At 62.2% G+C, this 13,359-nt stretch carries 16 protein-coding genes; 6 read left to right on the forward strand and 10 right to left on the reverse strand.

Annotated features, from left to right (window positions below; translation table 11 throughout):
- From AC2FNY_RS14090 to AC2FNY_RS14110, 5 genes are all read right to left on the reverse strand, one after another.
- On the reverse strand, positions 1 to 359 hold a 359-nt coding region (locus AC2FNY_RS14090; protein ID WP_496802854.1), incomplete at its 3' end, for an enoyl-CoA hydratase-related protein.
- Between the two features lie 21 nt (positions 360 to 380).
- Positions 381 to 830, reverse strand: coding sequence for an OsmC family protein (locus AC2FNY_RS14095; RefSeq protein ID WP_234215960.1), 450 nt, complete (start codon positions 828 to 830; stop codon positions 381 to 383).
- A 29-nt stretch (positions 831 to 859) separates the two neighbouring features.
- Positions 860 to 2,002 (reverse strand): glycine cleavage T C-terminal barrel domain-containing protein, encoded by a 1,143-nt coding sequence (locus AC2FNY_RS14100; RefSeq protein WP_496802855.1) that lies wholly within the window; start codon positions 2,000 to 2,002, stop codon positions 860 to 862.
- Positions 2,003 to 2,164: 162 nt separating this feature from the next.
- Positions 2,165 to 2,656 (reverse strand): Lrp/AsnC family transcriptional regulator, encoded by a 492-nt coding sequence (locus AC2FNY_RS14105; RefSeq protein ID WP_234137003.1) that lies wholly within the window; start codon positions 2,654 to 2,656, stop codon positions 2,165 to 2,167.
- 197 nt (positions 2,657 to 2,853) lie between these two features.
- A complete protein-coding gene (locus tag AC2FNY_RS14110) occupies positions 2,854 to 4,104 on the reverse strand; it encodes an aminotransferase class V-fold PLP-dependent enzyme (RefSeq protein ID WP_496802856.1) in 1,251 nt (416 codons plus the stop codon).
- A 167-nt stretch (positions 4,105 to 4,271) separates the two neighbouring features.
- Here AC2FNY_RS14110 and AC2FNY_RS14115 point away from each other — a divergent pair, with 167 nt between their 5' ends.
- Entirely contained in the window at positions 4,272 to 4,901 is a 630-nt protein-coding gene (locus AC2FNY_RS14115) for a sulfotransferase family protein (RefSeq protein WP_496802857.1), read from the forward strand.
- Here the strand turns inward: AC2FNY_RS14115 and AC2FNY_RS14120 are convergent.
- Positions 4,898 to 5,635, reverse strand: coding sequence for a creatininase family protein (locus AC2FNY_RS14120; protein ID WP_496802858.1), 738 nt, complete (start codon positions 5,633 to 5,635; stop codon positions 4,898 to 4,900). The two genes, AC2FNY_RS14115 and AC2FNY_RS14120, sit on opposite strands and share 4 nt — an antisense overlap.
- A 78-nt stretch (positions 5,636 to 5,713) precedes the next feature.
- Complete coding sequence (locus AC2FNY_RS14125; RefSeq protein ID WP_234143553.1) at positions 5,714 to 6,484, reverse strand: transporter substrate-binding domain-containing protein; 771 nt, start codon at positions 6,482 to 6,484, stop codon at positions 5,714 to 5,716.
- A gap of 117 nt (positions 6,485 to 6,601) precedes the next feature.
- Here AC2FNY_RS14125 and AC2FNY_RS14130 point away from each other — a divergent pair, with 117 nt between their 5' ends.
- The 4 genes from AC2FNY_RS14130 to AC2FNY_RS14145 are packed head-to-tail and all read left to right on the forward strand — an operon-like array spanning position 6,602 to position 9,469.
- Positions 6,602 to 7,333 carry an amino acid ABC transporter ATP-binding protein gene (locus AC2FNY_RS14130; protein WP_496802859.1) on the forward strand — a complete coding sequence of 244 codons (732 nt, stop codon included), beginning with the start codon at positions 6,602 to 6,604 and terminating at the stop codon, positions 7,331 to 7,333.
- A complete protein-coding gene (locus AC2FNY_RS14135; RefSeq protein ID WP_496802860.1) occupies positions 7,333 to 8,091 on the forward strand; it encodes an amino acid ABC transporter permease in 759 nt (252 codons plus the stop codon). The genes AC2FNY_RS14130 and AC2FNY_RS14135 overlap by 1 nt, the downstream gene beginning before the upstream one ends.
- Before the next feature lie 2 nt (positions 8,092 to 8,093).
- Positions 8,094 to 8,435, forward strand: coding sequence for a carboxymuconolactone decarboxylase family protein (locus AC2FNY_RS14140; RefSeq protein ID WP_234143556.1), 342 nt, complete (start codon positions 8,094 to 8,096; stop codon positions 8,433 to 8,435).
- Positions 8,435 to 9,469, forward strand: a complete 1,035-nt coding sequence (locus tag AC2FNY_RS14145) for an aromatic ring-hydroxylating dioxygenase subunit alpha (RefSeq protein ID WP_496802861.1) — start codon at positions 8,435 to 8,437, stop codon at positions 9,467 to 9,469. Before AC2FNY_RS14140 ends, AC2FNY_RS14145 begins: the two co-directional genes overlap by 1 nt.
- On the opposite strand, the gene AC2FNY_RS14150 is transcribed toward AC2FNY_RS14145, so the two are convergent.
- A complete protein-coding gene (locus AC2FNY_RS14150; RefSeq protein WP_496802862.1) occupies positions 9,455 to 10,564 on the reverse strand; it encodes a hypothetical protein in 1,110 nt (369 codons plus the stop codon). The genes AC2FNY_RS14145 and AC2FNY_RS14150 overlap by 15 nt on opposite strands.
- A 69-nt stretch (positions 10,565 to 10,633) precedes the next feature.
- Between AC2FNY_RS14150 and AC2FNY_RS14155 the strand changes: the two genes are divergently transcribed.
- A complete protein-coding gene (locus tag AC2FNY_RS14155; protein WP_234136177.1) occupies positions 10,634 to 11,218 on the forward strand; it encodes a carboxymuconolactone decarboxylase family protein in 585 nt (194 codons plus the stop codon).
- Between the two features lie 12 nt (positions 11,219 to 11,230).
- Here AC2FNY_RS14155 and AC2FNY_RS14160 read toward each other — a convergent pair whose 3' ends face one another.
- Both AC2FNY_RS14160 and AC2FNY_RS14165 read right to left on the reverse strand, forming a co-directional pair.
- A complete protein-coding gene (locus AC2FNY_RS14160) occupies positions 11,231 to 12,838 on the reverse strand; it encodes a peptide chain release factor 3 (protein ID WP_496802863.1) in 1,608 nt (535 codons plus the stop codon).
- A 45-nt stretch (positions 12,839 to 12,883) separates the two neighbouring features.
- Positions 12,884 to 13,327 (reverse strand): c-type cytochrome, encoded by a 444-nt coding sequence (locus tag AC2FNY_RS14165; RefSeq protein WP_496802864.1) that lies wholly within the window; start codon positions 13,325 to 13,327, stop codon positions 12,884 to 12,886.
- Positions 13,328 to 13,359: the final 32 nt, after the last annotated feature.

The raw sequence follows: 13,359 nt of genomic DNA on the forward strand, positions 1-13,359 counted from the left end.
CATCCTGCCGCCGTTGCGATTCCGTCCACCTCGGCGATCACCGGTTTGGGGCAGGCAACGATAGCCTGCATCACGCCCGAGCACATCGCCATGACCTTGGAAAAATAGGCCCGGCCACGATCCGGTCCGGCGCGGCCTGCGGTCATTTCCTTCAGGTCATGGCCGGCGGAAAACACCGGTCCATTGGCTGCCAGCACGATAACCCGCACGCTGGTATCGGACCCTGCCGTGTCAAAGGCGGTGGCAAGCGCGTCGAGCATCGCTTCGGAGAGCGGGTTGCGGCGGGCCGCGTCATTCAAGGTCAGACGCAGAATGCCGTCGGGATCCAAGTCGCGCAGAAGGATATTGCCGGTTTGCATGTGTACGGGTTCTTTCAGGGGTCACAGGATATTGATTTCGACGCTATCGGCGAGCGTGTTGGCGATGAAGCAATAGCGATGGGCACGCTCCTGCATCTGGCCCAGTTCGGTGTCGCTGACCGAGAAACCGGTGTCGAAACGCACCACCGGGTGCAGGTCGATGCGCGTTACCGACATTTGCCCCTTGGGGTTCTTGCCCAGATGCGCCACGGCATAGTCGTGATAGCTGGCCACCGGCCAGCCGGCTTTGGCACAAAGCGCCAGGAAGGTCATCATGTGACAGCTCGACAGGGCCGAGGCCAAGGCCTGTTCGGGGTTGGTGTTGGCGGGATCTCCGCCCCAGTCAGGGGCGGAGTCCACGGTGACGTCGTACTGGCTGTTGTATTGAACCACATGCGCGTTCGAATAGGCGCCGGTCTGAAAGACCGGGGTCGCCCGATGCCAGTGCAGCTGGATCGCGAGATCGGACATGTCAGGTCACTCCCTTCCGGATCCGGCGCTCAGGCAGCGGCGATTTGCTTTTTCGGGTCGTAGAACGGGCGTTCGACCACGGTGGCGCGGGCCGGGCCGGATTTGGTCACGACCTCGACTTCGGTTCCCAGCGTGGCGTGTTCGACCGCTACCATCGCCAGCGCGATGTTCCGTTCCAGACGCGGAGAGTAAACCGCCGAAGTGACCTTGCCGATCGTTTCGCCGCCCTTGTTGATCGCCCAGAAGGTGGTGTTGGGCCCGCTGAACGGGTCACAGTCGATAATCAGGCCAACTTGCTGGCGGGCAATGCCCTCGGCCTTGATGCGACGCAGCGCGGCCTTGCCGATGAACTCTGCTTCCAGGTCCAGGTTTACCAGACGATCAAAGCCCAGTTCGAACGGGTTCGTGTGAATGTCGGCATCGGCATGGTAGGATAGCATCCCGCCTTCGATCCGCCGGATTGACGAGGTGTGGCCGGGCTTCAGGCCAAAGGGCAGGCCGGCGGCCATGATCCGTTCCCACAGTGCGTCACCCATCGACCCGTCGCGCAGATAGATCTCGTAGCCAAGTTCACTGGACCATCCGGTGCGCGACACGATCAGCGGCATGCCGTCCAGGTCCAGTTCGCGTAGCCAGTAGTATTTCAGGTCCATGATGTCGTCGCCAAAGAGCGCGCGCATGATCTCGCCTGACTTGGGGCCTTGCAGTTGCAGCGGCGACACGTCCGGCTCGGAGATCGTGATCTCCATGCCGGAATGCACGGCCACACCTTGTGCCCAGAGCAGGATGTCGCTGTCTGCCAGCGAGATCCAGAAGTGGTTCTCTGCCAGACGCAGCAGGATCGGATCGTTCAGGATGCCACCATCGGCATTGGTGATCAGGATGTACTTGCACTGGCCCACGGCCATCTTGGTCAGGTCGCGCGGGGTCAGCATCTGGACAAAACGCGCCGCGTCGGGTCCGGTGATCTCGACCTGCCGCTCGACCGCAACATCGCACAGGATGGCGTCATTCACCAGGTTCCAGAAATTCTGTTCCGGGTTCCCGAAATCGCGCGGAATGTACATGTGGTTGTAGACCGAGAAACCTTTTGCACCCCAACGCACTGTGGCGTCGAAAAAGGGAGATTTGCGGATTTGGGTGCCGAAGCCGAAATCGTCTGCCTGGGTCATGTCTGTCGCCTTTTTTGCACGGGACCGGTGTGATTGGCCGGTGTGGAAAACTGACGAGTGTCTAGTCCGAGACTTGGCAGGGATGTGGTCTGAAAAACGCGTATCACTCAGTCTGAACGGACTGTTTTTGCCACCGGTTCCGGACCGTTCAGACGCGCGATGTCAGTTCGCGGCACGCGCTAACAGCATTGCGACACCGGGCGGCTGCGACTTGATTCTGCGGGTGGCGATATAGGTCATGTAGCGGTCGATCCCGAGATCCGCCGCCAGCAACTGCTCCATCAAATCCTGAAACGCGGCGAGATTGGCGGTGAACACGTGCATCACGTAGTCCATCCCGCCTCCGGTTGCGACACAATGGGTGATTTCGTCGATACCCTTGATCAGGGCCTCGAAGCGATCGAAATCGGCCTTGCGGTGATGGGTGAGCGAAACCGTGACGATCACCTGGGTAAAATCGACAACCCGGTCCAGCGCAATGTCGGCATGATAGCCCAAGATGTAGCCCGCCTCTCGGAGACGGGTCAAACGCGCCCAGCAAGGCGTGGGTGACAGGTTGACGATCTCGGCCAGTCTGGTCTTGCTAAGCTGGCCGTGTTTCTGCACCGCACTGAGGATGCGAATATCGGTTGCATCAAGGCCAGGTTTCTTCATCATTCTTGGCTTTCTTCATCAGGTGCCAAAGCATTCCCCAAGCACACCGCCGTGGCAACCGCTGAATGCCGCGGGCTTTGCGGTGATAGCTTTTCCAGCTGCGCCCGTTTCACGGTCGCGCTACAGCGATTGCGCCGCCGACCCGGCCATAATGCACGGTTCGTGTCCGGGGGCGTGCAGCCCCCGGTCCATGTGCGTCAGGCCGCGATGCTTTTCACAACGGCAAGGAAATGGGCGACTTCCTGGATGCTGTTGTAATGGCACATCGACACGCGCACGCAGCTGTCCATGCCCAGCGGGGTCAGGATGTTGCCCGAGTAGTGGTCTGCCTTTCTCAGGTGGGTGCGAATGCCCTGTTCGTTCAGCGCCCTGACCACATCCACCGAGGGCACGCCCTCGACCCGCAGCGACACGAGACCTTCGCGCGCGGGGTTGTCGGCGCCCCCCAGGATGGTCACTTTCTCCATCTCCGCCAGGCCGGACAGGTTGCCGGTGCCATGGATCATGGCATCGGTCAGGGCCTTTTCCTGGTCATGGATCGCTTCGGCCGCCGCCTTGAACTTGCCCCGTCGGTCGGTGGCATCGCTGACCTCGCCGCCCAGCCATTCGAAATAGGAAACGACGTCCGACATGGTCGCATAGGCACCGGTGTCGCGGGTGCCCATTTCCCAGTTGTATTCCGGCCCGTCGAGCAGCGCGTTATGGGGCAGGCGGGTCAACCGGTCCGAGATCCAGGCAACCCCGTAGCCATGGCGCGAGAACACTTTGTAAGGCGAGATCACGTATCCATCCACGTCATGGTCGGTCAGGTCGATGCCGCCATGGGCCGCGTGCTGAATGCCGTCGACGATGATGATGCAATCGGGGGCCACCGCGCGGATCGCGCGGCTGATGGCGGTCACATCCACGCCCATGCCCGTCACGGGCGAGGTATGTATGATCGTGGCTACCCTGGTGTCCGGGGTGATGGCGGCGGCATAGGCATCGGCCCCGATCGTGCCGGTGGCGTTGTCATGTGGGATCAGAACATGCTGCTGACCGGCGATGCGCGCCCAGCGGTCACAGGCCGAACGCGAGGCGGGGTGCTCCAGCGTCGATCCCAGAACCTTGCCCGTGCCGGTACCCAAACAGGCGTTCATGATCAGGCGGAACAGCAATTCGGTGCCGCTTTCCCCCACAAAGAACTGGCCTCCGGGGGCGTTCATGAAATCGGCCATGTCCTGCCTGGCCTTGTTGATCGTCGCCACCAGTGCATGACTGCCGGGATTGTCGCGTCCCTGGTTGTCGGGGATGGCGGCATGGATGGCAGAGCTTTCCAGGACGGATTTCAGCGTCAACGCACCACCGGCGTTTTCAAAGAAGATGCGCCGCCCCTGCACCGGGCAGCTTTCGACCTGGGCAAAACGGTCACGGATTTGCGCCAACAGGGGATCGGATATCTGGGTCATCTGAGGGGTCAGGCTCCTGAATCGGGTGCTTCGGGCAACTTAGGGGATCCCTCGTCGCATGACATCCAGAGAAGTGATGCTCATCTGCCATTTCAAGAATGGATTGCCAGCCGCGTTTTCGCGCCCCATGCTTGGCTGACATGGCTTCGGTTGAAGGAGAGATACCGATGGCACTGGAAATCATCGGCGCCGGTCTTGGGCGGACAGGCACCGACTCCCTGAGAGCAGCATTGACGATCCTCGGCTTCGGTCCCTGCCACCATATGTACGAGATCCGCGACAATCCCGAAAAGATAGAACCATGGCACGATCATTTCTGCGGCGGCGCTCCGCTGGATCTGGACGTGCTTTTCGACGGGTACCGGTCGCAGGTCGACTGGCCCGGTGCACATTTGTGGCGCGAGTCGGCCGAAAGATACCCCGATGCCAAGGTGATCCTGTCAGTTCGTGACGCCGAAGGCTGGTACAATTCCTACTCAAAGACCATCAAGGCCTTTCGCGAGACGGAGATGCCACCGGAGGCCGTACATCAGCGACGCATGCAGGAATTCATCGAAGTGTTTCTCGCAGACCGCTTCGATAGTCGCGAACGGGCCATTGCCGAATTCCATCGGCATGTCGCCGAGGTGAAATCCGCAATCCCCGCGGATCGCCTGCTGGTCTATGAGCTTGGAACGGGTTGGGAACCGCTGTGTGCGTTCCTCGGTGTCCCGGTCCCGGAGCAAGACTATCCGCATACCAACTCTTCGGCGGCCTTTCGGCAGAACAATATCGGTTTGGACGGCACCCAGAGCTAGGTCCGGGGGGCCGAGACCAGGGCCTGATAGTCGGCGGCAACCCCTCTGGCCGCTGCCTGCAACAGCTGTGCGCCGTATTCCGGGGTGGCAAGCGCCGAATGAGAGCCGACCCGGCCATCGGGAAACTCGCGCCGGTGCAGGTCGGGGGGGCCATGCCGGTCGCCGGCCCGACTGGCGATGTCCTCGGCCGTCAGCAGGCGGGGTGGGGTGGCCGCGGCACCCGGCGCCACGCGCCGGCCCAGGAATTGCGTGATCGAGATTTCCGCGGGCGTGGCATGCATGCCCTCCCACTGTCCAAAGAACGACTGGCGCAGGGCGTTGACCTCGTCGAACTCCCACCAGCTGCGGATGTGCACCGTGTCGAGAGACCGGGCAACCCGGCGCATTGGTGCCAGGTTCGCCCCATGCGCGTTCAGGACATAGACGTGTCGGAACCCCTGCGCCTGAAGCCCGCGCACGATCTCGGCGAAGAGGTCGGCAAAGAGCTGTTCGGAAATCGATACGGTGCCGGGAAACCCGGTGTTGAACGGGGCAGGGGTATAGGCCAGCGTCGGCGCCACAAAGGTCGCGACGATCTCTGCCGCCGCCTCGGCAATCGCCTGGGCACAGGTGGCGTCCGTCCCGATCAGGCCCATCGGGCCATGCTGCTCGGTCGAGCCGACCGGCAGAATGATTCCGTCATGATCGGCCAGATAGGCATCCACCTCGGGCCAGGTCGCGTGATCCAGTCGCATGTTTCCACCTGTCCGATTGAAAAGGGGGCATGGATCATGCCCCCCGTCACATTGACCTCGCGACCGCTTACGCGGCGCTCAGAGGCCCCACTTGGCCTTGGTCGCTTCGAAAAACCCCTTGGCCTGTTTCACCTTGACCCAGTTGTTGACGTAGTTGATCCAAACCTGGTCGTCCTGCGGCAACAGCATCGCGATCGGCGAGGGCGAGCGCGGTTCGGTATTGGGAACCTGCACCACGCCGTGCTTGGCCTTGAGCGTCGAGCCTTCGATGTTGGAGGTTATGAACACATCCGCGCGTCCGGCCAGAACCTCCTGGAAACCACGAGCCGGGGCCTCGACAACCTTGATGTCGGCATTGGGGAACCATTCGCGGGCCAGTGCCTCGAACGTGGTGCCCAGCGTGGTGGCTACCTTCACATTGGGCTGGTTGATGCTGTCATAGCCATCGAAATCGCCCGCCTTCGACGGGATGGTAAAGGGCATGATCTCGACCGCGATATAGCTTTCCGAGAACCCGGCGACCTTCATCCGGGGCGGGCTGATCGAGGCGGAGCCGGTCATGTGGTACTTGCCGGCAACCACGCCGTTGACCAGCGTTTTCCAGTCGGTCGGCACGAACTCGACCGTGACGCCCAGATCGTTGGCCAGTTCGTTGGCAACATCGATATCGAAGCCCTTGTAACTGTTCGTGGCCGGGTCGCGGACCGACATCGGGTTCCAGTCCCCGGTGGTGCCGAATTTCAGAACGCCGCTGTCGAGGATATCGTTCAGCGCGGATTGCGCCTGTGCCGCAGCAGCCAGGCCAAGGCTCAGAACGCCCGCCGCGGCGATTGTCATCCAGTGTTTCATGGTCGTCTCCCTGTTTCTCGCGCTTGTTTTTTTTGAACGCTTTGACACTTGAACTTGTGGCCATTCCCCTTCAGCCTCAAGAAAAATCTTCCCGCAGGGGAGGGCCGGGGAGGGGAAATGACCGATATCGCCATCGAAATGGTCAGTGTAAACAAATGGTTCAGCGATTTTCACGTGCTGAAAGATATCGACCTGACGGTGAAAAGTGGCGAGCGGGTGGTGATCTGCGGCCCAAGCGGATCGGGCAAATCCACGGTGGTCCGGTGCATCAACCGGCTTGAAACCCATCAAAAAGGCAGCATCCGCATCTATGGATCCGAGGTGACCGAGCGCCCCGAGGATCTGCGCGGCGATGTCGGCATGGTGTTCCAGCAGTTCAACCTGTTCCCGCATCTGAGCGTGCTGGAGAACCTGACGCTTGGCCCTATGAAGTCGCGTGGACTGAGCCGCAGCGAGGCCGAGGACCGGGCGCGCCGTTATCTGGAGCGGGTGAAAATCCCCGAACAGGCTGAAAAGCGCCCTGGCCAGTTGTCCGGTGGCCAGCAACAGCGTGTCGCCATTGCCCGCAGCCTGTGCATGGAGCCCAAGGTGATGCTGTTCGACGAGCCGACTTCGGCCTTGGACCCGGAAATGATCTCGGAGGTGCTGGACGTGATGGTCGAACTTGCCGAGGAGGGCATGACCATGATCGTGGTGACGCATGAGATGGGCTTTGCCCGCAAGGTCGCCGACAAGATGGTGTTCATGGATGCGGGCGAGATCGTTGAAACCGGGGCGCCGGCCGAGTTCTTTGGCAACCCGAAATCGCGCCGCTGCCAGACCTTCCTTAGCCAGATACTGAGCCACTGATGCGCCTTCTTCTTCCCCTTGTCGCGCTGGCCCTGCTGTCGGGCTGTTCCTCGTCCACGACCTGGGGCTGGTATGTGATCAACCCCTGGACACCGTCGGGCTGGGTCAACATCAAGTTCCTGATCGGCGGCATGGGGGCGACGATCCTGATCTCGGTCATCGCGGCGGTGCTCTCCATCGTCCTGGGGCTGCTCGTCGCGCTGCCCGGCCTGTCGTCGCGCTGGTATGTCCGGCTGATCAACCGCGTTTATGTCGAGTTCGTCCGGGCGATCCCGCTCTTGCCCATGCTGTTCTGGGTGTTCTACGGCCTGCCGATCATCTTCCGCTCGATGGGGCTGGATATCCCGATCGACCCGTTCTGGGGCGCGATCATAACGCTGGCGATCTCGGACAGCGCGTTTACCGCCGAGATCTATCGGGCCGGGATCCAGTCCATCGCGCGGGGGCAGACCGAGGCGGCCCAGACCATCGGGCTGAACTATCTCCAGACCATGCGCTATGTGATCCTGCCGCAGGCGATCCGGCGCATCCTGCCACCGCTTGCCAACCAGTTCATCTATATCGTCAAGATGTCGGCCTTTGCCTCGGTGATCGGCATGCAGGAACTGACCCGGCGGGCCAACGAACTGGTGGTGACAGAGTATCGGCCGCTGGAAATCTATTCGTTGCTGATCCTCGAATATCTGGTTCTGGTGCTGGTGATCAGCGCGGGCGTGCGGTGGCTGGAACGCCGCATGGGGTCGGACGAAAGGGGATAGGAATGGATTGGGAAGCCTTCATGGACGGGATCGTTGCGGATATCGCGGTGCTGAACCCCGAGATACCCGAGACGGTCAAGGGGTTCGGAATCATGGGCGCCGCCGCCAAGAAATCCGGCGCGCTCGACGAAAAGACCAAGGAGATCATGGCGCTGGGCATCGCCATCGCAACCCGCTGCGACAGTTGCATCGGGTTCCATGTGAAATCCCTGATCCGCCTTGGCCTGACCCGGCCTGAACTGTGCGAGGCGCTGGCCATGGCGACCTATATGGGCGGCGGGCCGTCCTATGCCTATTCCGCCAAGGCGCTCAAGGCCTATGACACGTTCAAGGGAGGCAGCTGATGCAATCGGACCGTTTCATCCGCAACACCTGGTATGTCGCCGGGCGCAGCGAGGATTTCACCGACCGGCTCAAACCGCTCAGGCTGCTGGATGAGGCGATCGTGTTCTACCGGAAAACCGATGGAACCCCGGCCGCGCTGGAGGATGCCTGCCCGCACCGGAAACTGCCGCTGTCGATGGGCAATCTCAAGGGCGATACGGTGGAATGCGGCTATCACGGGCTGACCTTCGATTGCTCGGGGGCCTGTGTCTCGGCCCCGACCCAGGGCGACCCGATCCCCAAACGCGCCCGCGTGCGCAGCTATCCGGTTGCGGATCGCTATGGGTTTCTCTGGATCTGGATGGGCGACCGGGAACCGGGACCGATCATAGAGATCCCCAATTTCGACAATCCCGCCTGGGGCCGGACCGAGCGCGGCGCGCTCGATATCGCCTGCAACTATCTCTACGTGATTGACAACCTGCTTGATCCCAGCCACGTCGCCTGGGTCCATGTCACCAGCTTTGCCGGGGCAGGGACCGACAGCCGCCCGCTGGATATCGAAGAGCTGGACGACGGGGTCATCGTCTCGCGCTGGATCATGGCGGAACCGGCGCCGCCCTATTACCGGGCGATGCTGGCCTTTGGCGACAATACCGACCGCAAGCAGCATTACGAATGCCGCCTGCCGTCCACCGCGATCAACATGAGCGTCTACACCCGCGCGGGCACCGGCGGGCCCGACGCCATCCTGCCCAATGATGCCTATCTGAACATCTCCTATAACTTCATCACCCCGGTCGATGCCGACAATTCGCTGTATTTCTGGTTTCAGCACCGCAACACCGATCCGGGCGACGAGGCCATCAACAAGCGGATGTTCGAAGGCGCGACCATGGCGTTCAACGAGGACAAGGCGGTGCTGGAGGCGGTGCATGAGGGCATGAAAAACCGCAAGACGCCTTATATGAACCTCGGTCTGGATGCCGGTGCGATGCGGTTCCGGTCCAAGGTGGACAAGGTGATTGCCGCCGAGACCTCAGACGAAGCTTAAGGCCCCGTCCGGCCCAAGCCCGCAGTCTTGCGCGGGCGCGTCGTAAGCGGCGCGCAGCTCCGGGTGACGGTCGAGGATCTCGGTTGCCCCCGGAATGGCCTCGGGCACCAGCCGACCGGCCTGCCACAGGGCGATACCGTCGACGGTGACGGTCGGGTCGAGGATGTTGAGCGAGATCTCACCCGGCGCATAGGCGCCGCAGGTATGCACGTGCAACAGCCGCGGGTTGCCAAAGGCGCTGCCGCTCCAGCGTTCGAAACTGTCCCGCGCCGGGTCCCGGAACGCACAACCGGGATGGATGCCGCAATGCCAGGAATGGACGAAATAGGGGTCGATACCGTATCTTTCACCGATCCCGCGATAATGCGCCCTGGCGCGGGCCACATCCGATGCGGAACCGGAAAACCCGGTGATCCGGTTGCCTTCGATTTCGACGAACAGCACGTGCTCAAGCGGGCAGGCATAGGGTTGATAAAAGCGCGATCCCGTTCCCACCAGGAACCCGCGTTGTGCGATCCGGCCGCTGAAGCTTACGGCAGGCACCGGGGAATGCACCGACAGCGGAAACCGGATCGTGTTGGTGTCCTTGGGCTTTGCGTCAATCGGCGCGACATGGCCGGTGAAATCGGTTCCGGCAGGGCAGGTGACCGTTATGCTCCGGGCCTGTCCCATCGCGTTGTCGATACGGTCGCGCAGTTGCACCATCGCCGCGTGGTCCAGCCGACCAAAACCCGATCCCAGCATGATCCCATCCAGCGCATAGCACACGATGGCGCGTATGGCGCCCGGCAGGTCCTGAAACCTGAGCTGATCGCCCAGCCGCGCCAGAAACACGGTCAGATCCGCCGCCCGCATCGCGGTGACCAGCGCCTCGTCCGGCGCGGTCGCGGTTTCCGTGAACGGGGCCTGAACGACCGTGGCACGGATCCCGAGACTTGCCGCCGCTTGCGTCAGCCCATCCACGATGCATTCGCGGTAATACCCCAGCCCCGGCGGCTCGCGCACGATCAAGACCGAGTCCCCAGCCAACAGGCCGCCGCACCGGGTCAGCAGGTTGACCGCTCCGGCGTGCAGGTTTTCCTTATGGTCAAGCATATTGGCCTCTTGCATGCGAAGATGCTAGCAAGGGCTGCTGGCGATGAACAGCGGCAAGGGAGATACGAGATGAGCGCTTGGATCGAGATGATCGGGGATGACGCGGCGGATGGGCGCCTGAAAGAGCTGCTCGACCGGGCGCGCACGCCCCATGGCACGGTCGATACCGTGATGCGGGTGCATTCGCTGCGCCCCGAAACGATGAACGGTCATGTCACCTTGTATCGCTCGGTCCTGCATTCCGACGACAATACCTTGCCGTTCTGGTTTCTCGAAGTCGTGGCCAGCTATACCTCGATCCTGAACGACTGTACCTATTCGCTGACCCATCATTTCATGAACGTGCGCAACCTGCTCCGGGATCAGCCGCGATCCGACCGCATTTTCATCGCGCTCAAGGCGCAGCGCCCCGAGGACGTGTTCGAGGGCAAGGAACTGGCCCTGTTGCGCTATGCCGCCAAGCTGACCACCGGGGTCGGCAGGATGGTCAGATCGGATTTCGAGGCGCTGAAACTGGCAGGCTGCGACGATGGCGAGATCCTGGAGGTGAACCAGGTCTGCGCCTATTTCAACTATTCGAACCGCTTGCTGAACGGTCTGGGTTGTACGACCGACGGCGATGTCATCGGCTATTACAAGGGCGACGAGGGCTAGGCCCGCCGCCGGTCAGACCATCATCTCCTTGGTCGCGGTCAGCTTCAGCTCGGGGTAATCGCGGATCACCCGGTCGATATCCCATTGCAGCCGCGTCAGATAGACAACGTCGCCGTCATGGTCATGGGCGATATGCTGCTTGTTGGCGTTGATGAACTTGTCCATCGCCGCCTTGTCGCCTGCGACCCAGCGGGCGCTGGTGAATTGCGAGCCGTCGAACCGTACCGGCAGGCCGTATTCCAGCTCGATCCGGCTGGCCAGCACCTCGAATTGCAGCGCGCCAACGACGCCCACGATAAACCCCGAGCCGATCATCGGCTTGAACACTTTGGCGGCGCCTTCCTCGGCAAACTGCATCAGCGCCTTTTCCAGGTGCTTGGCCTTCATCGGGTCGCCCGCGCGTACGCCCTGCAACAGTTCCGGAGCGAACGAGGGGATGCCGGTCACCCGCAGCGCCTCGCCCTCGGTCAGGGTGTCGCCGATGCGCAATTGCCCGTGGTTGGGGATGCCGATGATATCGCCGGCCCAGGCCTCGTCCGCCAGTTCCCGGTCCGAGGCAAGGAACAGTACCGGGTTCGACACCGCCATCGGTTTCTTGGTGCGCACATGGGTCAGCTTCATGCCGCGCTTGAAATGGCCCGAGGCCATGCGGACAAAGGCAACCCGGTCACGATGCTTGGGGTCCATGTTCGCCTGAACCTTGAAGACGAACCCGGAAACCTTTGTTTCCTCTGGTGAAATCTTCCTTGGCTCGGCGCTTTGCGCCTGGGGTTCCGGACCGTAATTGCCGATCCCGTCCATCAGTTCCTTGACCCCGAACGAGTTGATCGCCGAGCCGAACCAGATCGGTGTCATATGGCCTTCAAGCACTGCCTGCGGATCGAGCGCGGGCAAAAGCTCGCGGGCCATTTCCAGCTCTTCGTGCAGCTTCTCCAGCAGATGCGCGGGCACGTGCTGCGCCAGCTTGGGGTCGTCAAGCCCATTGATTTCAATGCTTTCTGCAACCTTGTTACGGTCGGCGCGGTCCATCAGTTCCAGCCGGTCGCGCAGGATGTCGTAACAGCCGATGAAATCGCGGCCCTGGCCGATGGGCCAGCTTGCGGGCGTCACGTCGATCGCCAGCATCTCCTGGATCTCGTCGATGATCTCGAACGTGTCGCGGCTTTCGCGGTCCATCTTGTTGCAGAAGGTCAGGATCGGCAGGTCGCGCAGGCGGCAGACCTCGAACAGTTTCTGCGTCTGGCTCTCGACCCCCTTGGCGCCGTCGATCACCATCACCGCCGCATCCACCGCCGTCAGCGTGCGATAGGTGTCCTCGGAAAAGTCCGAGTGGCCGGGCGTGTCGACAAGATTGAACCGGAACGTCTTGTAATCGAATGACATTGCCGAGGCTGAGACCGAGATGCCCCGGTCCTTTTCCATCTGCATGAAGTCCGAGCGCGTGCGCCGTGCCTCGCCCTTGGCGCGCACCTGTCCGGCCATCTGGATCGCGCCGCCGAACAGCAGGAACTTTTCGGTCAGCGTGGTCTTGCCCGCATCGGGATGCGAGATGATGGCGAAGGTGCGGCGCCGCGCGATCTCGGGCGGCAAAGCAGGGCGGTTCGAGGCGATATCCAACATGCAGGCGCGTATATCAGGTTGCGCCGCCCTTGCAAGAATGCGCGTTTATGAGGGTTTGCGGAAATCCTGATGACAGGATTTGCAGGTGCCGCCGATCCGGGCGAGCGCCGGTTTCAGATCGGCCTCGGTCTCGATTGCCGCCGCCGCCTCGGCGGCGGCCAGTGTCAGTGCCTCGGACCTCTGGCCGAAGGTGTCGAAATCCTGCCAGATCGCGGGCAGCGCCTCGGATTTCGGGTCGTGCTCTTCGGCCATGAACAGGGCCGGCACGCTGGCGGCGTGGGCGGCAATGGCGGCGGCGGCGGCCCGGGCCTGATCGGCATCGAACGCAGCCTCGCCCTTGGCCATGGCGCCCAGGATCTTGGTATTGTCGGCGATCTGCATCATCGCGTGCATCCGCGCCTTGACCGCCGGGTTGCTGACGCCGCTATGGGCCAGCGCCGCGCTTGCGGCAAACAGGGCGACAACAAGGGGGAAGGGGCGCAACGGCATGAGGCTTCTCCTGTTCACGGGTCGCGGCAGGA

The organism is Ruegeria sp. BHSC223 (assembly GCF_059613025.1).

Excerpts from the sequence above, each read along its gene's own strand:
- AC2FNY_RS14095 (WP_234215960.1), bottom strand. The coding sequence starts at position 830 with ATGTCCGATCTCGCGATCCAGCTGCACTGGCATCGGGCGACCCCGGTC.
- AC2FNY_RS14100 (WP_496802855.1), bottom strand. The coding sequence starts at position 2,002 with ATGACCCAGGCAGACGATTTCGGCTTCGGCACCCAAATCCGCAAATCT.
- AC2FNY_RS14105 (WP_234137003.1), bottom strand. The coding sequence starts at position 2,656 with ATGAAGAAACCTGGCCTTGATGCAACCGATATTCGCATCCTCAGTGCG.
- AC2FNY_RS14110 (WP_496802856.1), bottom strand. The coding sequence starts at position 4,104 with ATGACCCAGATATCCGATCCCCTGTTGGCGCAAATCCGTGACCGTTTT.
- AC2FNY_RS14115 (WP_496802857.1), top strand. The coding sequence starts at position 4,272 with ATGGCACTGGAAATCATCGGCGCCGGTCTTGGGCGGACAGGCACCGAC.
- AC2FNY_RS14120 (WP_496802858.1), bottom strand. The coding sequence starts at position 5,635 with ATGCGACTGGATCACGCGACCTGGCCCGAGGTGGATGCCTATCTGGCC.
- AC2FNY_RS14125 (WP_234143553.1), bottom strand. The coding sequence starts at position 6,484 with ATGAAACACTGGATGACAATCGCCGCGGCGGGCGTTCTGAGCCTTGGC.
- AC2FNY_RS14130 (WP_496802859.1), top strand. The coding sequence starts at position 6,602 with ATGACCGATATCGCCATCGAAATGGTCAGTGTAAACAAATGGTTCAGC.
- AC2FNY_RS14135 (WP_496802860.1), top strand. The coding sequence starts at position 7,333 with ATGCGCCTTCTTCTTCCCCTTGTCGCGCTGGCCCTGCTGTCGGGCTGT.
- AC2FNY_RS14140 (WP_234143556.1), top strand. The coding sequence starts at position 8,094 with ATGGATTGGGAAGCCTTCATGGACGGGATCGTTGCGGATATCGCGGTG.
- AC2FNY_RS14145 (WP_496802861.1), top strand. The coding sequence starts at position 8,435 with ATGCAATCGGACCGTTTCATCCGCAACACCTGGTATGTCGCCGGGCGC.
- AC2FNY_RS14150 (WP_496802862.1), bottom strand. The coding sequence starts at position 10,564 with ATGCTTGACCATAAGGAAAACCTGCACGCCGGAGCGGTCAACCTGCTG.
- AC2FNY_RS14155 (WP_234136177.1), top strand. The coding sequence starts at position 10,634 with ATGAGCGCTTGGATCGAGATGATCGGGGATGACGCGGCGGATGGGCGC.
- AC2FNY_RS14160 (WP_496802863.1), bottom strand. The coding sequence starts at position 12,838 with ATGTTGGATATCGCCTCGAACCGCCCTGCTTTGCCGCCCGAGATCGCG.
- AC2FNY_RS14165 (WP_496802864.1), bottom strand. The coding sequence starts at position 13,327 with ATGCCGTTGCGCCCCTTCCCCCTTGTTGTCGCCCTGTTTGCCGCAAGC.